Below are 21,363 nucleotides of genomic sequence, written 5' to 3'. Positions count from 1 at the left end.
CTCGGATACAGCCTGATAATATCCAACTGATTTACTGGGAATTATGCCGTATTCTTCCGGTCACTCACAAGCTACTAATATATACCCTACTCGTGCAGCGGCGTTTTCCAGAACGCAGCCAGCATTCCGAGCACCGCCAGAATGGCCAGAAGGATCAGCAGAATCAGTGAGGGCATCTGCAACCAGGCACTGATAACGGTCAGCATCAGGAAGAGCAGCATCGCAATATTTTGCAGGAAGTTACTGCCGGCCAGGACAGTGCCCAGATGATCACGCTGTGCGTGCAGCTGCATCAGCGCATTCAGCGGCACTATCACCAGCGCCCCACCGAAGCCGATGATGAAAAACATCAGTGCCGATGGCAGCAGATGAGAAAACAGCGGCAACAGCACCAGACCAGCCGAAATCAGTATCGCACCGATCGGTACCAACCCCTGACGAATCCCGCTGGCCGACAACCGCGCCACCACTATGGAACCAAGCATGATACCGATACCGGACATCGCCATACTGCCCTGAATAATGAAGGTATTCAGCTCACCGATATGCTCTTTCACATAAGCGGGATATACAGCCACCATCACCTGACTGATAGACCAGAAGAGTGACAGCCCCACCACCGTGGCCAGAATAACTTTTGATCCGAAAATACGCTGCAGATTTCTGCGCAACAGATCACCCGAGGTATAGGCTTTCCAGTCAAATGCTGTCGGCGTGAAGTACATGAACTGCCGCGACAGACGCAGTGTCAGCACAAAGGAGATGAGAGTGCAGAGCACCAGCAGCCAGCCCAGAGGCGCAATCAGCGGCAGTATCTCCTGAGGCGGCCGCTTAACCACCTCAATACCACTGAGGAGTATTTCGAACAGCAGCGAGAAAAACACAATGCCGGACAGAATCGCTACAATCGTGACAGCCTGCAACCAGCCATTACCGGCACTCAAGCGATCATCTCCGGCAATTTCGCGTATGTAGCCATACTTGGCCGGTGAGTAAACCGCACTCTGAATGGCCAGCACAAAGGTCAGAGAAAAGGCTGCCACGAACCATCCCTGGTAGTAGCTGAGCGTGATCATCAGCGCCAGAATAACTGCAACGGCGGCCATCACCTGCATCACCCGCGCTTTGGGGAAGCGGTCCGAAAGAAATCCGGCAGGCGAAAAGAAAAGAATGAACGGCATCAGAATCAAGGCATTGACCAGTGCAGTCAGCCAGATCTGCTCCGGGCCATCGTAGGATTTGAACAGCGTATTCTGGATCACGATCTTATGACCGAGATCCACGAGCGCATTGATAAAGGCGACAAGAATAAAAGGTATGAAGCCCGGCAGCTTCCACAAAGGCTTCAGTCCGGCCTGGTTTGCATCCTGCTCCACTTATCACCCCCGCAGATTAACGTCTTGTCAGATAGACACCACATTCAAGATGTTCGGTATAGGGGAACTGATCGAAAATGGCAAACCTTTCCACCCGATGAGTCCTGCTGATCACTTCCAGATTGGCGTGTAATGTCTCGGGATTACAGGATATATACAGAATATGGTCATACTCTGTTACCTGCTGCACGGTTTCATCATCAAGCCCTGCGCGAGGTGGATCAACCAGTACCGTCGTAAAATTACAACTGTCCAGCTCCAAGCCATCCACTTTTCGTGTCTGCTTCTCGCCCTTGAGCACCTGAACCAGATCCTCGGATGGCATACGCAGCACATCGATATTATCGACAGCGTTCAACTCAATATTGAACTGCGCAGCACGAACCGACACCTTGGAGATCTCGGTCGCCACCACGCGCCTGAAGTTCTGCGCCAGTGGCAGGGTGAAGTTACCATTACCGCAGTAAAACTCCACCAGATCCCCACCGGTATTGCGTGTGGCATCCAGCGCCCAGCTGATCATCTTGCGACACACTTCAGCATTGGGCTGAGTAAAGCTGTTTTCCACCTGCTTGTATTGGTACTGGCGGCCATTGATATCCAGCGTTTCGATCACATGCTCCCGATCCAGCACATGCTTGCTCTTGCGTGAACGGCCAACGATATCGATATTGAACTCATCGCGAAGCGGACGCACAGCCTCGACCCAGGACTCATCCAGTGGCCGATGGTATAGCATAGTCACCAGCAACTCGCCTGACAGCGTACTGAGAAAGTCTATCTGGAAAAGCCTGAAGCGCAGAACAGGATCAGGACGCAGCCGCTCCAGAAGCTGGAACATCATGTCATGGATGCGACGCGACACCATCGGACAGCTTTTCAGCTTGACCGGATTACGGTTGTCACCCGGCTCAAACATCACATAATCGAGATCATCGCCATCATGCCAGACCCTGAACTCGGCACGCATGCGATAATGCTCTCGCGGCGAGTCAAACACCTCAATCTCAGGCAGATCAAACCCCGCAAAGGTCTCACGTGTGCGCGCAAGCTTCGCCTGCAGCAGGGTTTCATACTGAGTTGGTTCAACCTGAGGAATCGCCATTATCCGCCTCTGAGTTACATCTGTTTCGGGGCTGGCGATTCTAGCAGGATGATACTGTCTTGACTAATCGTCTGGTTGCACTATCAGGCGTGAGACGGTATCTGACTGGCATACTCATGCGCCATCTTATCCCACTCCGGGTGCTTCTCCAGCATTCCGATACGGGCCAGATAGTCGCGTGATAATCGACCACCCAGATTACAGCCCATGGCATTGAATAAGGGGGGCAGCATGGAGTCAGCCACATGGACGGCTGTCAAGGGGGTAAATCCGGTATCACCGGATGCCATCGGGACATGATGAAACAAAATGGCATGGATGGTTTCAGGTGCCAGACTCCACAAATCCAGCAGATAAGCGCCAGCCTGCGGATGGGTCACGCCCATCATCATTTTTTCGACAACATAGATCGGCTGCCCCAGTTCCTGGGCACGCACCATCGCCGCGTGATAGCTCTCACGATTATTCAATGCCAGAAGCATCATGCCCACATCATGCAACAAACCGGCAGTACGCGCCTGCCCCTGCACATGACGATCGTAACCGGCATTTTTACAGATCTCTGCCGCAAACTGACTGACCACTATGGAGCGGTTCTGCAGCTGCTGAAACGAGAAACTGCGCCAGCTGTCATCCTGAGGCAGCGCTTTGAACACATGGATGCTCAATACCAGATCTCGCACTGCTCTGAGTCCCAGCAGATTGACGGCCTCTTTCAGCGTCGTCGGGGTATTGTATCCTCCACTGAAATAGGCAGAGCTGACCAGCTGCATGATCTTGGCCACCATCGCAGGGTCCTTTTGCAAAATATTGGCCACTTCCCTGGCACCAGCCACTTCAGACTCAAGCACCTCATTCAGTTCTCCCAGCACTTCAGGGAAAGAGGGCAGATGCCCTACGGAAGAGATAAAGCTGCGTAGCTTTTTGTCGGTAATCAGCTCTTCGGCTTTCAAGGCACGCTTGATCGCCTGCTGGAGCTCATCCAGCCCAGAATCGGGTTGCAATATGCTGTGAACCACTTCAGACGCAATACCCGCCTGAGCTGTACTCAACTCCCCGGCAATCAGGATTCTCGCCAGCCCGGGGTAGCGCCTTCTGACCTCCTTGAGAAAGCCGATAGCCTTATCAAAAGCCTTGTCTGAGCGTACAATCAGCACGCGGCAGTCATTACGCTCGATTTCAGCCCAGGCACTGTCAATATTTGTGACCCGGACCTTATCTCCGGCAGGCAATATCAGGTCAGATGACTCATCACTGGATCCAAGGTCGCAGAGTATCGTGAATATGCCTGTACTGGATGCTGACATGTTTTAATCCACTTATTTCTAATATGAAAAATAAGATGTTACGTTACGCAAAATGGATCTATCCGTTTTAAAAATCGACAAAGGTTCATTAGGCATAAAAATCAGCGTAGAATCAAGCCCTACATTTCATCAAACATCCCTGATTAGAGTTCAAACGGAAAATGACCGACAGCACGCGTAAGATTCTTGTCACCAGCGCCCTGCCCTACGCCAATGGTCCAATACACCTGGGCCATCTGGTCGAATATATACAGACAGACATCTGGGTTCGCTTTCAGAAACAGCGCGGACACCAGTGCACCTATGTCTGTGCAGATGACGCACACGGCACGCCGATCATGCTCAAAGCAGATCAGATGAACATCACGCCTAAAGAGCTTATAGACCAGGTCAGCGAAGAACACCAGCGGGACTTTTCCGGTTTCATGGTAGGTTTTGACAACTACTACTCAACTCATTCGGATGAAAATCGCCACTTCTCTGCTCTGATCTATGAGCGCTTGCGTGATGCTGGCCATATTGCCCGCCGCACCATCACCCAGGCCTATGATCCTGAGAAAAACATGTTCCTGCCGGACCGCTTCATCAAGGGCGATTGCCCCAAGTGCGGCGCAACGGATCAGTATGGCGACTCCTGCGAAGCTTGCGGCGCCACCTACAGCCCGACCGAGCTGAAAAATGCCTATTCAGCGATCTCCGGTGCCAAACCGATCGAGAAAGATTCCGAGCATTTCTTCTTCAAACTGGCCGACTTCGAGCCCTTCCTACGCACCTGGGTTAATGAGCATGTTCAGACACAGATGATCCACAAGCTGGAAGAGTGGTTTGAGTCTGGACTGCAACAGTGGGATATCTCCCGCGATGCGCCCTACTGGGGTTTTGAGATTCCGGATGCGCCGGGTAAATATTTCTATGTCTGGCTGGATGCACCTATCGGCTATATGGCCAGCTTCAAAAACTGGAGCCTGCGTAACAATATCGACTTCGACAGCTACTGGCTGCCAGGATCCGATGCCGAGCTTTATCACTTTATCGGCAAGGATATCGCCTACTTCCATACACTGTTCTGGCCAGCCATGCTCAAGGGGGCGGGCTTCAGAACCCCGACCGGCGTGTTCTGTCACGGTTTTCTGACAGTGAACGGGCAGAAAATGTCCAAGTCACGTGGCACCTTCATCATGGCAAAAACCTATCTTGAGCATCTGCGCCCTGAGTATCTGCGCTATTACTTTGCCTCAAAGCTGGGTTCCGGCATTGATGATATCGACCTGAACATGGAAGACTTCCGGCTCAAGGTAAACGCCGACCTGGTCAATAAAGTCGTAAACATTGCCAGCCGCTGCGCCGGATTCATCCAGAAGAAATTTGATGGCATGCTGGATACCACCCTGGCTCAACCAGCGCTTTATCATGAAGCGGTTGCACACGGGCGCAGCATTGCTGAGGCGTATGAGAAGCGTGAATATGGCAGGGCGATGCGCGAAATCATGCTGGTCGCCGATAAGGCCAACCAGTATATCGACAATGCTGAGCCCTGGGTGCTGGCGAAACAGGAAGGGCGTGAAGCCGAGGTCCAGGCCTGCTGCACGCTGGGCATCAACCTGTTCCGCGTCATCATCAGCTATCTTGCACCGGTACTGCCACAGGTTGCCGAAGAGGCCGCCGAGTTTCTGAATATTGACGGTTTTGCCTGGAGTGCCATCGAGACACCGCTGCTCAACCACCGCATCAACAAGTTCAAACCGCTGATGCAGCGCGTTGAGCCAGAAGCGATTGAACGTATCGTCGAAGCCTCTAAAGAAAATCTGCTGCAGAGCCCTCAGGTGCAAAAAGCCGAAGCAGAAAAAGCCGACACCACATATGAGCCGGTTGCAGACACCATCGAATATGCAGATTTTGCCAAGGTGGATCTGCGCATTGCCAGGATTGTCAAAGCTGAAGCCGTAGAGGGTGCAGACAAGCTGTTGCGCCTGACGCTGGATATCGGCAACGAAACACGCAATGTATTTGCCGGTATCAAGTCAGCCTACACACCTGAGCAACTGGAGAACAGACTGACAGTCATGGTCGCCAATCTGGCACCGCGCAAAATGAAGTTCGGCATGTCCGAAGGCATGGTGCTGGCAGCAGGGCCCGGTGGACAGGAGATCTGGCTGCTTGAGCCTCATGAAGGCGCTCAGCCGGGAATGCGCATTCGCTAAGCTCAAAGCCTTATATACTCAGGGCTTCAGGAAAGATCATCATCCGGGTTGGCAAGGAGGACTTCAAGCGGGTCCACCTTGCCACCCGGCATGCCGATCATTTCATTATAGGGGCTCTCATGCACCAGCACCGTTCTGGCAATACCCAGCCCTTTGAAAGGTTTCTTGGCCTCCAACTGACTTCTGAAGACGCGGGGCAGGCCTGCATCATCACACAACATTACTCGCTCACCGGCCAACTGCACCTCCACCAGATAAACACTCGACTCAAAGGAGTTGAGAATCAATTGGTCTGGGGATATGGCAGCACTCTTGATCTGTGTCAGGGTCACTTTGTGCATGGGACACTCTTTTATCAATAAATGAAACTGGTTTACGCTATTGATGTTCAAACAGATTGAAGTAGAGCCGAAAATACAGATTCAGGCACCGATCCGCAGGGAGCTGCGTAGTAACTGAGACAAGCACAGCGCAGCCATTTACTGCTACATTGATAGCGAGGAGGGAACAGGATTCATGCCGGATAAATCATTACAGAAGCGCGATGACAAGCAGGCGATCGATCAATTCATCGAACAGGTGAAATCGCTGCCGAGCGCGACATCCAGTAAAGGCAGAATGATTTTTGCACTGGACGCCACTGCCAGCAGAGAGGCCACCTGGGATCAGGCCTGCCATCTGCAAAGCGAGCTGTTTCTGGCCACACGTGAGCTGGGCGGGCTCTCTATCCAGCTATGCTACTATCGTGGCTTCGGTGAGTTTCATGCCACCGACTGGGTCACGGACACGCGTGAGTTGCTTAACAAAATGAACCGCGTCACCTGCCTTGGTGGTCATACACAGATCCGCAAAGTGCTGACACAGGCACGCAAGGAGACCCGGATTCAACCCGTCACGGCGGTTGTGATGATAGTGGACTGCTGCGAGGAATCGATCGATGACCTGTGCCAGCAGGCCGGTGAGCTCGGGATGCTGCGCACACCGGTTTTTATCTTCCATGAGGGTGGCGATGCCCACGCCGAAGCGGTGTTCCGGCAGTTAAGCAAGCTATCCGGTGGTGCTTACGCCCCGTTTGACAGCAACAGCCCCGCCACCCTGAAGGACCTGCTCGCAGCAGTGGCTGTTTATGCCTCTGGTGGCAAAAAGGCGCTTGAGCACTTCAGTGCCCGACAGGGGCAACATATCAAACGTCTGACCAAACAATTACACTGAATCAGCATTTAAACAGGAGAGTGACTTGCACCCTTTCGGATTGATCGTGTTAGGAGCCATCGCACTGGTTGGTTTTATCTGGTTCCGCAACCAGAAAGCACAGCAGAAGCCTATGGCACTGGCTAAGCTGATTCTGATTTTAGTGGTACTGGCCCTGGTTTATCTGTCGATCAGCGGCCGGTTTCATATTCTCGGTGCGCTGGTAGCACTCTCGTTGCCATTCCTATCGAAAATGGCACCGGTTTTACTCAAGCTGCTCCCCTTTCTGTCGCTCTGGTACCGTAACCGGCATCGCACCACGCCTTCCGGTAACACAACGGCCAATCGATCACGTGTCAGCAGCAGCATCCTGGAGATGACGCTGGATCATGACACCGGCAACATGCAGGGACGGGTGCTGACAGGTCCAATGCAGGGACGCGAGCTTGATGAGCTGTCCGAAACCGACTTCATTGAGTTGCTGCGCTATTGTCGTCAGCAGGATCATGACTCGGCACGCCTGCTGGAAACCTATCTGGATAAACGCTTTGGCGACAGCTGGCGTAAGGATGACCCGGGTGGTGAAGAGGGAGATGATCTGCATGGGAGCTCAAACAGTGATCAGATGAGTCGTGATGAGGCACTGGACATACTGGGACTTGGCGCAGGTGCAACACGAGACGAAATTATCCAGGCGCATCGCAGACTGATACAGAAAGTTCACCCCGACCGAGGTGGCAGTACCTACCTGGCCACCCGCATCAATGCGGCCAAGAAGATACTGCTTGGGAAATGAAATAATGGGTGATCAGGGCAGCTCTCTGAATCGCCCCGTTTTCCAGGGCAGTGGATCTGAAGCCGGCACCAGCGTCAGACCACCCTGACCATAACTGGGATGAACCCCCTGCAACGCCAGAACACCATTGCCGACATGATGAAAGCTCAACACTTCCTGCCTCTGGCCAGCATCACGCTCATCCAGCGATACGAGCAGTCGCCCACCTGACAACAAGCGCCAGTTACCACGACTGACCATGACCGGCTGTCCGGTCAGGTAATCCTCCAGCAGTTCAACCTTTCCATCCACGCTGAGGTTGAGTGTGATCGCACGGGTGGTGGTTTCAACTGGAAGCTGATATTGCTGATGCAGGATCAAACGATCCAGATCACCCATTCGGGCACAACCACGAAAAAAGCGCCCATCGAGCTCCATCTCGGCACTGAGCCCGATCCAGGCATCACCCTGGCGACATGCCAGCGGCCTGATGCGTAACAGGAGCCGGTGGCCACGCCCCTGGTGCAGGGAAACTTCGCTTTCCCAGATCCAGTCACCATCATCACGACTCACGGCTGTGCGTGGAAAGCGCACCAGTTTGAGGCCATCATAATCATGAACATGAATATGGTTTTCCTGAATATCTGCCGTCCAGAGTGGGTCCAGCCCCGAGGCCCGCATCTGGATACCTCGCAGATGATGCTGACAACTGACAAGATCACCGCCGATCAACCGTAACTGCCGGACACTGATCACCTGCGCTTCATCTTCAGCAGTGTCAATTCGGGCTATCCACTCAGCATAAACAGATTCGCCCTCCTTCAACCCCAGCCGTTTGATCTGATTATCCAACTGACCTGGCCATTGTGAAAGCGACAGCCACTGAGAGCGGTGACACTCACGAAATCGATACCCCTCTTCCGTCGCTACAACCAGAACACGCTGATATAGATCTGCATCAGCCCGGCTGCCCACCTCAAGCGCCGCGCAGCCGCTGAGCGAAAACAGCAGCAGAATCAGCCAGCTTCGAATAGCCTTTAGCATGGTCTTACTGAACGTCCAACACATGTCCTGCGATATTGATAACATCCAGAATGGTTCCCTCTCCCTGCATCACCCTGACAATTCTATCGCCCAAAACAATCAGCTCTGTATCCTGATGGCGACCATCAACTCGGCGAAGAATATCCGGTGACAAGCGCTGTGACTGGCGGTAAAGATGTCCATCCAGCACCTCGCCTCGTGCAATTTTTTTCTGCCAGCCCGGTGGCAACTCGCCACCTCTGGCCAGTTTTTTCTGCAACCCGGGTGGCAGTGCTTTCTGCTTACCGTTGGACTGCCCGGTGGAGGCCGGAATGCCGAATACCTCCTCCAGCACTATACCAATAATACTCTCGGTCTGAGAATCGGTCAGTGCCGGCAACAGATTGCCACGAGGTGTGGAGTCAACCCGCTCTGCCTGAGCCAGCATGAAAGGCGCATGGCCTCTTGAAGCCGCCCCTGGAGGTGCAGCCCAGGTAAATACGGATATGCTCAACAGAGCAAAGGTTAACAGACTGGCCTTCATGGTCATCTCCTTTTATCACAACCTGCATCCAGCATACGGGAATATGAATGAAGCTCCGCTGAACACTCAGATAAGACCCACCAACACACCAACCAGTTCTCTCATACGCTGTAATTGTCGCCGCTTACCATGCAAACCGGTCGTATTCTGCACCTCTTCGACCGACCTCTGCCTGATTATCCGATCCAGCAACAGTCGCTGATCCTGCTCACTCAGGCCAGCCTTGTGCCACTGATGCATACTGGCCATGAGCAACTGCTGCAATACCATCAGACTGCTCTCGAAGGTTCGATGGTGGCTGACAAACCCCTGCAGACGATCCAGGCTGGCGCCATCCAGTGATACATCCGCATAACCTGCTTCCATAAAGTCTGACTCACCTGCGCAATACAACAGCTGCACAGCCAGAGACGCCTCAAGCAAACGCAGTGAGAAAGGCAGGCGCATCAGCACACTTTGCCGATACTGCTGTCGGGCAAGTGGTATCCATTGCTCGACTACCTTACTCAGTGGTCGCAGCATCACCAGTGGAAAAGTCCCCGTCACAGAATCACGCCGATCACCCAGCCGGACCGGCAAAAAACCGTTGCGCTGCCAGAAACCAACCACTTCGGGCGTTGCAGCAAAGCTGGCACCACAATAATCCACCTGCTCCTGAGCCGCTTGAGCGATGACACTGTGCAGGAGCTTTGATCCGAGGTGCCTATGCTGCACCTGTGGCTGAACAGCAATACGGATAATTCGCCAGGCTCGCCAAGGGCCCGCCTGACGCCACCCCTCCTGTGCAATCAGCGTCTGTGGCAACAGGTCTCCATTTGGTCTGCGCCGGCCCTGCCAGACCGACTCACACAGAGCATCAGGCAACTCACCCTCCATGGCTACCAGCGCAGTGGCAATAACCTGATTGTTCTTCTGCAGAGAAAAGATACGAATATTCGGACTATCCAGCAGTATACGGAGATCACCTGGCGTTGTGCGATAATGAGCCACTATCAGCAGACCGAACAGACTGCGCAGTATCTCAGGATTGCCGACCAGATCCCCTGTCTGCCACTCCTTGAACACCGTCTCATCCACCCCGACCTTATCTGCTGGTTGCGGCTCAGCATCCAGTAGCAACATCCGATAGGTAAGCGCTTCGAGCGGATCTCCAGCACTCCAGCGCAAGGGCTGTGACAGACGCAGATCAACCCAGTCTGGTGCATATTTGTTCAATCCTTGCAGAAAACGCAGAGCGAATCCCCGGCCATTACCCTCGTAACCATGCAAAGTCGTGACAAACACCTGACGAGGGTAATGATGCAGCAGACTGCTGAGCAGACTGACCGGCAAGGCAGCCGCCTCATCCACCACCAGCAGATCAGCCTCTGGCAGTTCACGCTGTATAAGATCCGGTGTCAGATAGATCACCTCCAGCGCATCTGATGCCCAGCGAGAAGGCGTGATGCTGGATATGCCGGTCAGACGGGTCAGTTGCTCAAGAATCACCTCGAACGACACTCTGGATGGAGCCGTAATACACACTCTGACCCGTCTGCCTGTATTCAGCAGGCCCAGCATCAACCCTATCGCGCTGCTTTTACCACGCCCCCGATCAGACGACACCACGGCGCTGAACCGGCGCTGCTTCATAAGATGCAGCAGCCGTTCCACTGTCCGTTGCTGATCCTGGCTCATAAAAGGTGATATGGTGAAGGTCGTTTGCGAAATACAGACATCAGGAAGAGCGGCAGCAGTCTGGCCGCAGACACTCCTGTCCTGCCACCAGCGCAGTAACTGTCCGGCAGGCAGGCTCAACAGCTCAGACAGGATGAAGCGAATGAAATGCCCATGAATCTGCCCCGGACTGTAATTCACACTGCACAGAGCGGGATATTCGGGATCTGAAAAGCTCGGCCACTCATCCGCTGCAGGTGTCAGCAGCAACAGCCAGCCGCCGCCCTTCAGGGTACCGACTATCTGGCCAAAGGTGTTGGGATTGAACCCGGCATGAGCATCAAAAATAATCATCTCAGAGGTGCTGCCCATGCGATCTGAAATCGCCTGAGCCTTAAGGGGCTGCAAACCTGCCATGGGGCGGTCACTGATCAGCACTGTATCGGCTGGCACATTGAGATGAGTCAGAATTTCCTGCACCTCCTGTGCGCACCACTCTGCGTTGCCTGCCACCCAGATAATGCCACGATGGCCAGCACGGGTAATATGATCGCTCATGCAATCAACAGCACGAAATTCCATAGGATTACAGGTTGTAGTTCATGCTGAGCGCGTCGGCCTGCTCTGCCTGATAGACAACCTGACCGGGTGATGTGGTGACTGCCTCGTCATACAGTTTATCCAGCATCTCCTGTGCTCTGACAGCACTCAGCTCAGCTGTGGGTTGAAATGTCCAGCCAGCCAGCGTGAAGCGAACCCCCTGGCTAGCGAACTTTTCCTGCAGCGACTGTACACACCGGTCGGCGAATCGACCGGCATGCTCATTGGTCGAGGGCAGCAACAGTCCGATACTTCTGGCATCATATCGCCCCACCTGGTCACCAGGTCGGCTGATCATCCGATTGATCTGCTCAACTATCTGAGCCAGCATGGGTGCTTCAATAACTCCTGATGAATGATCAACATGCATACGCATTAATGTAAGCGGTGTCAGCTCTCGTACTGCCCTCCGGCACTCACTGTCGAGCAGATGCCGGAACCAGTCACGACTCACGGCACCTGTCTCGGAGTCAATTTTTCCGATCCGTTCAAGCTCATGCTCGAACCACTGTTTCTGCTGCTTCAACTGCCGCTGCAACGTCCTGTGATTAAGATACATCATCACAGTTGTGCCGATAAGCAGCAGCGATACAATGACCGCCACCACCGAAATCGGATTCAGTGCTGAATTCATAGATACCTGGCTCCCGCCGTACATTGTCCGCCCTGGCTCAGACAGGGTCAGGACCGATTAAGCCAAGCTTAGCCGATCATCCGCTCTGATGAAACTGGAATACCTTTTCAGGTTAGGCAGTTGCCGAAACTTTCTCAGCTCATCACTCTTTTTACTTTTTTCAGCCATCCACTCAACAACAGAGCAGTACAGCTATTTTATCTGCCGCTAAACTCAACTATTGTTAAGAGATAACATATTCGAGTGGAGAGCTGCAATGCAAAGACTGATGATCCTGCTGATCGCCATTCTGATCCTGATTGGAGGTTACCTGTTTCTGGATCCTTTTTCGGAGACTGATCAACCGCTGACCTCTCCGACAGCAGTCATACCTGCACCCTCCAGCCAGACAACAGATAGATCCACTACAGAAGACGGCACAGAAGCCAGCACGGAGGCATTACCGGCTCAGAGCGACACAGCAGACACATCCAGCGCCACTTCCGGCCAGGTTGTCACCATACCTGAGGCAACTCTGGAGGCCAACGATATCACCCCAGAGGAGCGTGCCGAAGCTATTGCCCATATCACCACACTTGCACCACAGCAGTCCGATGAGCCGATTGATGTCCGCGAAGCCAACCATTTTGTGCGCGGCACCCAGATGCTGACACTGCCGCCAAGGCGATCAGATACTGCAGCCTCGGAAGTGCTTGAAGCAGATGCGACCCCAGCAGAAAGTTATGCCGTCGAGCTGCCAGCATCCACTCAGGCACAGGACACCCAGCCAGCCAGCCAGAACACTGCAACAAGGCAAGGCACAGTAACTCAGCCGACAACACAACCAACACAACCAACACAACCCAATCAACTGATCGTGGAGCAGCCCATTCCGGCTGACTCGGAGAGTCGAACGGGCACTCTGGTAGTGCCTGATACCAGTGCCACAGCTGCAAGCAACGGCCAACTGACTTCAGTAGTGAATGAGATGCTCAATCTGGCTCCTGATACAGGCCGCATCAACCCCGGTGGCAGCGGTAGTCTGAGCATTGCGGCCACCAGCCTCTCAACAGGTGGTCAGATCCGGCTGCAGGAGCTGTTTCCCGACCCTGATCAGGCGGCTACCTCCTATTACTACATACACTCAGTCACCGATGCTGACCGTTTCGGCATCTGGGGCATCCTGCGTCAGGGGTTGATCGAAACCTTTGCTGAAGGGATACAGATCAGCGAAGTATCGCAGTTTCTGAGCGCCCAGATACCCGAGGATGCCGACCGCCTGCAGGAGGATATGAGCAGCTCCTTCCTGGGACTGTTCCTGCATCAGAAAGTACAGGAATCGGTTGTCTACAACTTCCATCAGGGTCTGATTGGCCAGAACCCACACCTGATCAAGCCGGGGCAGGAGCTAGTCATCATCAACTTCAAAGAGGAAGAACTGGTTGGCGTGTATAACCATTTCGCCAGATCCCAATAAAATTACAGGATACTATCGTGATAGATCTCTACACCTGGGGCACACCGAACGGCTACAAGGCATCAATCATGCTGGAGGCCTGCCGCCTGCATTACTCTGTTCACCCGATCAACATACTCAATGATGAGCAGTTTGCCCCCGATTTTTTACGCATCAGCCCGAACAACAAGATTCCGGCCATTGTGGATCATGATGGCTTTGACGGCGAGCCGGTAACACTGTTTGAAAGTGGGGCCATCCTGATCTATCTCGCCGAAAAAACAGGCGAGTTTCTGCCAACCAACAAGCGCAAACGTCTTGAAGTACTACAATGGCTGATGTGGCAGATGGGAGGATTTGGGCCATTTCTGGGTCAGGCGCATCACTTCAACCGCTTTGCTCCTGAGCCAGTTCCCTATGCCATCGAGCGCTACAACAACGAAACCCGACGCCTGTGGGGCGTGCTCGATAAACAGCTTGCAGGAAAACAGTTTGTCGTAGATGATCTCAGCATTGCCGATTTTGCAATCTTTCCCTGGGCCAACCGTTTCGAATGGCAACAGATCGACCTGAATGATTTCCCTCAGGTTCAGGCATGGATGGAGCGCATGCTGCAACTACCGTTTGTTCAACGCGGACTGCAAATACCCTGATACTCTCAAATAAATAGCTCTCTAAACATATCGCTCTCTGAAAGCTAAAGAAGGATGACATGCTGACAAGCCGTCTTATCGGCCACCGTGGTGTGGCCAGTCTTGCCCCTGAAAATACACTGGCAGGCATTCGCCTGGCGGCAGAAATGGGCGTCAAATGGGTCGAGGTCGATGTAACACTGCTGGGTGACGACACCCCCATACTGATTCACGATGCTGACCTGGCGCGCTGCTCCAACGCCGAAGGCCTGGTGATTGATCTGAGCCGTCGGGATCTGAAAAACATCGATGCCGGAAGTTGGTTTTCGAAAGAGTATGCAGGCGAACCACTCCCTTTGCTCAGTGATGCACTGACACTGATTAGTCACCTGGGCCTGGGGCTCAACCTTGAGATCAAGACACACTCGATAGACCCGGACAAGATTGCCCATATCGTACAATCCTGCCTGCGCAGCAATCCATTTCCTGCGGACAAACTGCTGATCAGCAGTTTTGAACACGAAACCCTGCAGGCCTGGTACCAGACAGAGAAAAAAACAGCACTTGGCTATCTGGTGGAAGCGCTTCCTGATGACTGGCAGCAGCGACTGGATATGATCCGGGCACGCAGCCTGAATTTCGACTGGCAGCAGGTCAGCGCAAGAGAGTTCATGATGGTGAAGGAATCCGGATTCGAGCTTTACAGCTATACCTGCAATGACCCGGAACAGGGTGAGTTGCTGTGGCAACAGGGAGTGGATGGTGTGATCACGGATTACCCGCAACGCTTCCCGATAAGTTGATCCGCCGTTCAACTCTTCCGGATACTGCTCTGGACAAGCCCCCAACAGATCTATATAATACGCACCTCTTTTGTTGGGGCGATGCTGCTGTGAGTGCAGCCATGCCTCTTAGCGTAACTGAGTGACTTCTTTCTCACAAAGTCCTCAATTCATCAGGTAAGCAATCACAGCATGTCCAATATTGAAAACACCCCCGCTAACTTTAGCGACCTGGGGCTCTCTGCTCCTATTCTCGAAGCTCTGAATGACGTAGGCTACGAAACACCCTCCCCGATACAGCTAGGCGCGATTCCACCACTTCTCGAAGGTCGTGACCTTCTGGGCCAGGCTCAAACCGGTACGGGTAAAACCGCAGCATTCGCACTGCCTTTGCTGCAACGCCTTGATCCAAGCAAAACTCACCCGCAGCTGCTGATTCTGGCACCAACGCGTGAGTTGGCTCTTCAGGTTTCAACCGCTTGCGAAAAATACTCCAAGCATCTGACCGGCGTTCGCATCCTCTCCATCTATGGTGGCCAGGGTTATGACGAGCAGCTGCGCGGCCTGCGCCGTGGTGCGCACGTTGTTATCGGTACACCGGGTCGTGTCATGGATCATATCCGTCGCGGCACACTGGCACTGGATCGTCTGCAGACGCTGGTACTGGACGAGGCCGATGAGATGTTGCGCATGGGCTTCATCGACGATGTCGAGTGGATCCTGCAGCACACACCTGCACAGCGCCAGATCGCCCTCTTCTCTGCGACCATGCCTCCGGTAATCCGTCGTATTGCAGACAACTATCTGACCGAACCTGCTGTCATCAAGATTGAGAGCAAAACAGCCACCGCCAGCACCATTCGTCAGCGCGTCTGGACCGTTCGCGGCATGACCAAACTGACCGCAATGACCCGTCTGCTGGAGCTCCAGGAGCACGAAGGTGCACTGGTCTTCGTTCGCACCAAAAATGCGACTGAAGAGCTGGCAGAACAGCTGACCAAAGCAGGCTTCCCTGCTGCAGCCCTGCATGGCGATATCGCCCAGGCTCAGCGTGAACGCGTGGTCGAGAAGCTGAAAAGCGGTGAGCTGGATATCGTAATCGCAACCGATGTTGTTGCACGTGGCCTTGATGTCGAGCGCATCACTCACGTTATCAACTACGACATCCCTTACGATGCCGAATCCTATATTCACCGTATCGGTCGTACCGGTCGTGCCGGTCGTGATGGCGACGCGATCCTGTTTGCGGCACCGCGTGAACAGCGCCTGCTGCAGCAGATCGAACGCACTACCCGCTCACCGATCGAGCAGCTGATTCTGCCAACCGCCAAGCAGCTCAACGAACTGCGTGTCGAACGCCTGAAAAAGCAGATCAGTATCGCTGCAGAAGCCTCAGATCTGGAACAGTACCTGCCACTGATTGAATCACTGGTCGGAGAGCAGGAACTGTCGCCTGTTCAGGTCGCAGCAGCCATTCTGAAGATGATGCATAAAGACAAGCCGCTGTTCCTGAATGAAAAGGAACCAGCACCTGCTACTGCGCGTGAGCGCAGACCTCGTGATGAGGGTGCAGAGCGCGGCAAACGTCGTCCAGCAGGTCGTTCAGATGCTCCTGCCGCCGGTATGCAGCGCTTCTGGCTGGGTGTTGGTTATCAGCATGGCGTGAAGCCTGGCAACATTGTTGGCGCCATTGCCAATGAGGCCAGCGTCGACAGCCAGCACATCGGTCGCATCGACATCAACGAAACCTACAGCACAGTCGATCTGCCAAGCAGCCTGTCACCCGACTCCATGCAGGTACTGAAACGTGCCCGTATCTGTGGTCAGGCGCTGAACATCCGCCCATGGCAGGATGACGTCAAGGACCGTGGCGCTGATCGCAGTGGCCCGCCTAAAGCCCGTCGCAGACCACCAACTGCTAAATCAGGTGCACCTGCGACAGCTCGCGCACGCTGATCTGCTGACACACCCCGACAGGCTGAGCAAATACGCTCAGCCTGTCCCTGTTCAGGTTTCTGCCCTCGTTTTATCCTCCCGAAGCACACTCTTTATACTCATCTTTGGCTTCCGCACACTGCTTATCAATAACCCTTTGCTGCTGGTGGAATCAATCCGCTTACGGCATGCTATGCTCTAGCTGTTAAAGGCTGCTGAAGCAGTCTGTCTTCATCATTCAGATCATATGACAGAAAAGGGCAAACCCATGAAACTCTACGGTTCCACTACCTCTCCCTACGTTCGTCGATTGAGAGTATGGATGGAAGATATTGATCACGAGTTTGTTGATATCAATATCTATTCGCCTGAAGGCCGCGAAATTCTGCTGTCCATCAACCCGGCACTCAAGATCCCCATGCTGGTGGATAACGGGCAGCCGGTGTTTGATTCACGAGTGATTTTCAGTTATCTGAACAACAAGCTGAATAAAGAGGCCTGCCCGGTAGCGGATGAGAATCTGATCACCCTCGTCAACGCGGCAAATGATTCCTTCGTGGAGATGTTTCTGCTGACACGCTCAGGTGTCGATACATCTCAGGATGCACTTTTCTTCAACCTGCAACGCGAGCGTATCGCCACATCCTTGAAAGAGCTGGATCAACAGGCAGCTGCCGGTCATCTGAATGACTGGAACTTCGCCGCCATCTGCCTTTACTGCCTGATAGACTGGACCCTGTTCCGTGAGCTTCAGGACTATTCCGCACTCCCCAACCTGAAAGCCTTCCATGAGCGTCATGCAGGGAAAGCTATTCTGGCAGCCACAGACCCACGTCTATCTCTCTGATTTTGATTCATTTCATCCGCATGAAAGCCTCAATCTGCAGAAAACGGTTGACGCTTTCATGACAATCTCATAAGGTCTGCACTGTCGTCTCACAAGGACGCCAAACCTGATAGCCGGTCACACCAGACCGGCACTAAAAAAACAAAGAACAGGCTGTTGCTGAGATCCAGCAGCAATAAGGTATTTGCCATGAATCACCCCTCTGCGTCCTCTCATAACGTTTTCAGCCACCCGGAATTTGACCAGCACGAGCAGGTCTGCTTTTTCAGTGATCCGGATACTGGGCTCAAGGCGATCATCGCCGTACACAACTCCAATCGAGGCCCCGCACTTGGCGGTTGCCGCATGTGGCCCTATGCCAGTGATGAAGAGGCCCTGCGTGATGTGCTGCGCCTGTCCCGTGGCATGACTTATAAATCAGCACTGGCGAACCTCGATCTTGGCGGCGGCAAGTCTGTCATCATCGGTAATCCACGCGAGCATAAGAGTGAAGCACTGCTGGAGAAAATGGGCCAGTATCTGGAAAGCCTCGGTGGACGCTATATTGCTGCAGAAGACTCCGGCACCAGTGTGCCCGATCTACTGGTAATGGGCCGTCATACCAGCCATATAGGCGGCGTGACCGAACAGGTCGGAATCGATGGCAAGCTGAATAACGGCGACCCCTCTCCTGCCACCGCTTACGGCACCTACGTCGGCCTGAAAGCCGCCGTGAAGCACCGTCTGGATCGTGAAGATCTGAAGGGTCTCAAAGTCGCCATTCAGGGTGTTGGCAATGTTGGCTATCGCCTGGCCCAGCATCTGCATGCCGCCGGAGCCGAGCTCTATGTCAGCGATATCCACGCCGATCAGGTAGCACGCGCCGTTACTGAACTGGGTGCTACAGCAGTATCCGCCGATGAGATTCTGAGCCTAGATGTTGATGTGCTGGCCCCCTGCGCGATGGGTGCCATTCTGAATGATCGCAGCATCCCGACCCTTAAGGCGACAGTGATCGCCGGTGCCGCCAACAATCAGCTGGAATCAGAAAGACACGATGCCATGCTGCTGGAGCGCGGTATCCTCTACGCTCCCGACTATGCGATCAACGCAGGCGGTATTATCGATATTTTCTATGAGCGTACCGGGTACGATGCGGCTAAAGTGCGAGCCCATATCGAATCGATCGGCGATACCCTGAGTGAGATTTTCCACCGCAGTGCCCTGAGCAACACCCCAACCGGTGCCATAGCGAATAAACTGGCCGAAGAACGATTCAAGGCATTGTAACAACCCGCGTTCGTCGCTTGGCCAGGTCCGCGATTTCTCCTGCAGACACTGGCCCTTGAGAGTCAACTCCCGCGAAGCGTAACGGGCAGCTGACTCTCTTTTTGCTCCCTCACAAATCTACTTCATAAATGTACCTGACCCCTTTTCCCTTTTCCTTTTACCCTCCACTTTGTCGCCATGTAGAAACAGTTTAAATAACTGATTTTGTTAAGTTATTTGTAACAGTTTATAAAAGCGACGCCAGATCGCGACAGATACTCCATTAGAGTCGCTTCAGATCAGCACTTTTTTAACTTAAATACATGATATAAAAAAACATTTTAAAAACTGGCACGCTTTCTGCTTTATCTGTGTGAATGCCCTGTTTCCAGCGTTATAAAGCAGGCATGTCTACAACACGATGGAGTACAAATCATGAAAAAATCACTGATTGTCACCTTTCTTGTGATTGCAATCATTGCAGCTATCACGCTCAGCTACAGTTCCTCGGCAGCAAAGGTCAATTCACATATGCAATTGGCATTCTCTGAAGTCGATCTTGGAAATATTCTGCTGGCTCTGCTTGAGCGTCACAGGCGGCTCAACAATCGGCTATATGACACCTGGCTTTCCCTTAACTCCACCGTCGCCTCAACCCTGATTGGCGATATTGATATGCCTTTCGGACTGTCAGTTTAGGCAGCCCTGAACCCGAATATAGTAGAGGATTTATTGGTGTCGCCAAATTGATACACTCTAAATAACTGATTTATATGACTTATATATAAAGCATAAAATTAATGTCTCTAAATGGCGACACTAAAAAACAGATCTGGTGAGTCTCTCTTTCCGTAAAATACCATAACTATCTGTTTTAAAATGATTTTTAACATTCTGGCACAACATATGCTGTATTACAGGCATGACTGCAGATATCGGCAGTTTGTAGATTGCCGGATAGCAACAAACATAAACAATACGGAGTATGAGTCATGAAGAAGTCTCTGCTTAATACTACTCTGCTGCTGACATCCATTGCAGCGTACAGTGCAAGCACTGGCATCCTGGCGAGCGATCATGAGGCCGACTGCCATATTGCCTATGCAAAAATGGAAATGGATAGTCAGGCTAATACAGAAGATCAGAATGAGCCTCAGCAGCCAAAACTTACCAACTATCTGATTGAGGTTAATTCAGACGGTACCATACCGTCCGCTGTGACAGAGAAACCTCGATTCTTTATGTAACTCTTTACGGAGAGTTCAGCTCGAATGGCACGCGGGCTGAGCTCTCCAACCTCACATGGTACGTCGCCGTGTCGCTTGAGTTTTGCCTCGTTCTTCTCTTGTTCTCAAGCTTTCGGGCTGGAAGTGATGCTCTCAGTACATCGATTCCAGCCCTTTTTTTACCAATCAATGATCCTCGCTGGTTAGCAGACTTCCAGAACTACTTTTTGATCCGGCCTCTTCCGCTTAATAGATGTCGCCAGAAAGAGACATCTTAACAAACTGTTTTTAAAAGACTTTTTAAATAGCGCTCTATTCATGTCGCCTCATCGCGACACCCATGGCACAGATCACTTATCCCTGCACACCCAATTTTAAAATAACTATTTGTTTTTAATATGGTTTTAATATCATGGCACACATCCTGCTCTATCCCTGTCAAGGCGACACATTCACTACTGCTTTGAACACGCCTTAGTACTTATCAACCAAAAGGAATAAATTGATATGAACAAAACACTGATTGCCGCATCACTTTTGCTGCTATCCATGACTGCCTTTGCAAATGAAGACGGTACAGGCGTTGATGCCGATGTACAGATTGCATTTTCGGCACTGGATACTAATGAAGATGGTGTCATTTCACGTGATGAAGCTCAGGCTGATGATGAACTCATGACTCGTTTCGACGAAATCGATGCAGACGGTGATGGCGCCATTACCCTGGAAGAGTTTACAATTTACCTGGCACGCTGAGCTCACCAGGCTACTCACATCTAATTCCTCCCCTCAGGTGCAATAGCCAGTGAGTAGCCTGATTCAAAATCTGAAAATGAGTAATCATTA

The 21,363-nt window shown here is 52.7% G+C and carries 20 protein-coding genes; 12 read left to right on the top strand and 8 right to left on the bottom strand.

The window, feature by feature from the left end; translation table 11 throughout:
- Positions 1-86 precede the first annotated feature (86 nt).
- The 3 genes from F7R27_RS06540 to F7R27_RS06530 form a co-directional block, all read right to left on the bottom strand.
- Complete coding sequence (locus F7R27_RS06540; protein ID WP_151703426.1) at positions 87-1,376, bottom strand: MFS transporter; 1,290 nt, start codon at positions 1,374-1,376, stop codon at positions 87-89.
- A 16-nt stretch (positions 1,377-1,392) separates the two neighbouring features.
- The gene (gene trmA / locus F7R27_RS06535) at positions 1,393-2,481 is read right to left on the bottom strand and encodes a tRNA (uridine(54)-C5)-methyltransferase TrmA (protein ID WP_151703425.1); all 1,089 of its coding nucleotides are present in this window, start codon (positions 2,479-2,481) and stop codon (positions 1,393-1,395) included.
- An 83-nt stretch (positions 2,482-2,564) separates the two neighbouring features.
- Positions 2,565-3,788 carry an HDOD domain-containing protein gene (locus F7R27_RS06530; RefSeq protein ID WP_151703424.1) on the bottom strand — a complete coding sequence of 408 codons (1,224 nt, stop codon included), beginning with the start codon at positions 3,786-3,788 and terminating at the stop codon, positions 2,565-2,567.
- Positions 3,789-3,949: 161 nt separating this feature from the next.
- On the opposite strand from F7R27_RS06530, the gene metG reads away from it, so the two are divergent.
- A complete protein-coding gene (metG, locus tag F7R27_RS06525; RefSeq protein ID WP_151703423.1) occupies positions 3,950-5,989 on the top strand; it encodes a methionine--tRNA ligase in 2,040 nt (679 codons plus the stop codon).
- A gap of 26 nt (positions 5,990-6,015) precedes the next feature.
- On the opposite strand, the gene F7R27_RS06520 is transcribed toward metG, so the two are convergent.
- Positions 6,016-6,330, bottom strand: coding sequence for a DUF6482 family protein (locus F7R27_RS06520; RefSeq protein ID WP_151703422.1), 315 nt, complete (start codon positions 6,328-6,330; stop codon positions 6,016-6,018).
- Between the two features lie 175 nt (positions 6,331-6,505).
- Here F7R27_RS06520 and F7R27_RS06515 point away from each other — a divergent pair, with 175 nt between their 5' ends.
- Both F7R27_RS06515 and F7R27_RS06510 read left to right on the top strand, forming a co-directional pair.
- Positions 6,506-7,201 carry a vWA domain-containing protein gene (locus F7R27_RS06515; RefSeq protein WP_151703421.1) on the top strand — a complete coding sequence of 232 codons (696 nt, stop codon included), beginning with the start codon at positions 6,506-6,508 and terminating at the stop codon, positions 7,199-7,201.
- A gap of 25 nt (positions 7,202-7,226) precedes the next feature.
- Positions 7,227-7,976: a J domain-containing protein gene (locus F7R27_RS06510; RefSeq protein ID WP_151703420.1), complete on the top strand. Its 750-nt coding sequence runs from the start codon at positions 7,227-7,229 to the stop codon at positions 7,974-7,976.
- Positions 7,977-7,988: 12 nt separating this feature from the next.
- Here the strand turns inward: F7R27_RS06510 and F7R27_RS06505 are convergent, their stop codons facing one another.
- The 4 genes from F7R27_RS06505 to F7R27_RS06490 all read right to left on the bottom strand — a co-directional run bounded on the left by F7R27_RS06505 (position 7,989) and on the right by F7R27_RS06490 (position 12,412).
- A complete protein-coding gene (locus F7R27_RS06505) occupies positions 7,989-8,999 on the bottom strand; it encodes a hypothetical protein (protein ID WP_151703419.1) in 1,011 nt (336 codons plus the stop codon).
- Between the two features lie 4 nt (positions 9,000-9,003).
- Positions 9,004-9,522 (bottom strand): hypothetical protein, encoded by a 519-nt coding sequence (locus tag F7R27_RS06500; RefSeq protein WP_151703418.1) that lies wholly within the window; start codon positions 9,520-9,522, stop codon positions 9,004-9,006.
- Between the two features lie 66 nt (positions 9,523-9,588).
- Positions 9,589-11,736, bottom strand: coding sequence for a tRNA(Met) cytidine acetyltransferase TmcA (locus tag F7R27_RS06495; RefSeq protein ID WP_168927446.1), 2,148 nt, complete (start codon positions 11,734-11,736; stop codon positions 9,589-9,591).
- 28 nt (positions 11,737-11,764) lie between these two features.
- On the bottom strand, positions 11,765-12,412 hold the full coding sequence (locus F7R27_RS06490; RefSeq protein WP_168927445.1) for a diguanylate cyclase domain-containing protein: 648 nt from the start codon (positions 12,410-12,412) through the stop codon (positions 11,765-11,767).
- A gap of 256 nt (positions 12,413-12,668) precedes the next feature.
- Here F7R27_RS06490 and F7R27_RS06485 point away from each other — a divergent pair, with 256 nt between their 5' ends.
- The 9 genes from F7R27_RS06485 to F7R27_RS06445 all read left to right on the top strand — a co-directional run bounded on the left by F7R27_RS06485 (position 12,669) and on the right by F7R27_RS06445 (position 21,273).
- Positions 12,669-13,868 carry a hypothetical protein gene (locus tag F7R27_RS06485; RefSeq protein ID WP_151703415.1) on the top strand — a complete coding sequence of 400 codons (1,200 nt, stop codon included), beginning with the start codon at positions 12,669-12,671 and terminating at the stop codon, positions 13,866-13,868.
- Between the two features lie 17 nt (positions 13,869-13,885).
- Positions 13,886-14,500, top strand: a complete 615-nt coding sequence (locus tag F7R27_RS06480) for a glutathione binding-like protein (RefSeq protein WP_151703414.1) — start codon at positions 13,886-13,888, stop codon at positions 14,498-14,500.
- 59 nt (positions 14,501-14,559) lie between these two features.
- Positions 14,560-15,282 carry a glycerophosphoryl diester phosphodiesterase gene (locus F7R27_RS06475; protein WP_151703413.1) on the top strand — a complete coding sequence of 241 codons (723 nt, stop codon included), beginning with the start codon at positions 14,560-14,562 and terminating at the stop codon, positions 15,280-15,282.
- Positions 15,283-15,453: 171 nt separating this feature from the next.
- Complete coding sequence (locus F7R27_RS06470; RefSeq protein ID WP_151703412.1) at positions 15,454-17,217, top strand: DEAD/DEAH box helicase; 1,764 nt, start codon at positions 15,454-15,456, stop codon at positions 17,215-17,217.
- Positions 17,218-17,464: 247 nt separating this feature from the next.
- Positions 17,465-18,043 carry a glutathione S-transferase family protein gene (locus tag F7R27_RS06465; RefSeq protein WP_151703411.1) on the top strand — a complete coding sequence of 193 codons (579 nt, stop codon included), beginning with the start codon at positions 17,465-17,467 and terminating at the stop codon, positions 18,041-18,043.
- A gap of 189 nt (positions 18,044-18,232) precedes the next feature.
- Positions 18,233-19,312, top strand: coding sequence for a Glu/Leu/Phe/Val dehydrogenase dimerization domain-containing protein (locus F7R27_RS06460; protein WP_151703410.1), 1,080 nt, complete (start codon positions 18,233-18,235; stop codon positions 19,310-19,312).
- A 414-nt stretch (positions 19,313-19,726) separates the two neighbouring features.
- Positions 19,727-19,990: a hypothetical protein gene (locus tag F7R27_RS06455; protein ID WP_151703409.1), complete on the top strand. Its 264-nt coding sequence runs from the start codon at positions 19,727-19,729 to the stop codon at positions 19,988-19,990.
- 293 nt (positions 19,991-20,283) lie between these two features.
- Positions 20,284-20,538 (top strand): hypothetical protein, encoded by a 255-nt coding sequence (locus F7R27_RS06450; protein ID WP_151703408.1) that lies wholly within the window; start codon positions 20,284-20,286, stop codon positions 20,536-20,538.
- A gap of 486 nt (positions 20,539-21,024) precedes the next feature.
- Positions 21,025-21,273, top strand: a complete 249-nt coding sequence (locus F7R27_RS06445) for an EF-hand domain-containing protein (protein WP_151703705.1) — start codon at positions 21,025-21,027, stop codon at positions 21,271-21,273.
- Positions 21,274-21,363: the final 90 nt, after the last annotated feature.

Origin of the sequence: Nitrincola alkalilacustris (assembly GCF_008973755.1) — a bacterium.
Classification (GTDB): Bacteria; Pseudomonadota; Gammaproteobacteria; order Pseudomonadales; family Balneatricaceae; genus Nitrincola; species Nitrincola alkalilacustris.
This window is presented reverse-complemented; position numbering and strand designations above follow the sequence as displayed.

Bases quoted from the DNA above. Each gene is read 5' to 3' on its own strand.
- trmA (WP_151703425.1), bottom strand. From the start codon at position 2,481: ATGGCGATTCCTCAGGTTGAACCAACTCAGTATGAAACCCTGCTGCAG.
- F7R27_RS06530 (WP_151703424.1), bottom strand. From the start codon at position 3,788: ATGTCAGCATCCAGTACAGGCATATTCACGATACTCTGCGACCTTGGA.
- metG (WP_151703423.1), top strand. From the start codon at position 3,950: ATGACCGACAGCACGCGTAAGATTCTTGTCACCAGCGCCCTGCCCTAC.
- F7R27_RS06520 (WP_151703422.1), bottom strand. From the start codon at position 6,330: ATGCACAAAGTGACCCTGACACAGATCAAGAGTGCTGCCATATCCCCA.
- F7R27_RS06515 (WP_151703421.1), top strand. From the start codon at position 6,506: ATGCCGGATAAATCATTACAGAAGCGCGATGACAAGCAGGCGATCGAT.
- F7R27_RS06505 (WP_151703419.1), bottom strand. From the start codon at position 8,999: ATGCTAAAGGCTATTCGAAGCTGGCTGATTCTGCTGCTGTTTTCGCTC.
- F7R27_RS06500 (WP_151703418.1), bottom strand. From the start codon at position 9,522: ATGAAGGCCAGTCTGTTAACCTTTGCTCTGTTGAGCATATCCGTATTT.
- F7R27_RS06495 (WP_168927446.1), bottom strand. From the start codon at position 11,736: ATGAGCGATCATATTACCCGTGCTGGCCATCGTGGCATTATCTGGGTG.
- F7R27_RS06490 (WP_168927445.1), bottom strand. From the start codon at position 12,412: ATGAATTCAGCACTGAATCCGATTTCGGTGGTGGCGGTCATTGTATCG.
- F7R27_RS06485 (WP_151703415.1), top strand. From the start codon at position 12,669: ATGCAAAGACTGATGATCCTGCTGATCGCCATTCTGATCCTGATTGGA.
- F7R27_RS06475 (WP_151703413.1), top strand. From the start codon at position 14,560: ATGCTGACAAGCCGTCTTATCGGCCACCGTGGTGTGGCCAGTCTTGCC.
- F7R27_RS06470 (WP_151703412.1), top strand. From the start codon at position 15,454: ATGTCCAATATTGAAAACACCCCCGCTAACTTTAGCGACCTGGGGCTC.
- F7R27_RS06465 (WP_151703411.1), top strand. From the start codon at position 17,465: ATGAAACTCTACGGTTCCACTACCTCTCCCTACGTTCGTCGATTGAGA.
- F7R27_RS06460 (WP_151703410.1), top strand. From the start codon at position 18,233: ATGAATCACCCCTCTGCGTCCTCTCATAACGTTTTCAGCCACCCGGAA.
- F7R27_RS06455 (WP_151703409.1), top strand. From the start codon at position 19,727: ATGAAAAAATCACTGATTGTCACCTTTCTTGTGATTGCAATCATTGCA.
- F7R27_RS06450 (WP_151703408.1), top strand. From the start codon at position 20,284: ATGAAGAAGTCTCTGCTTAATACTACTCTGCTGCTGACATCCATTGCA.
- F7R27_RS06445 (WP_151703705.1), top strand. From the start codon at position 21,025: ATGAACAAAACACTGATTGCCGCATCACTTTTGCTGCTATCCATGACT.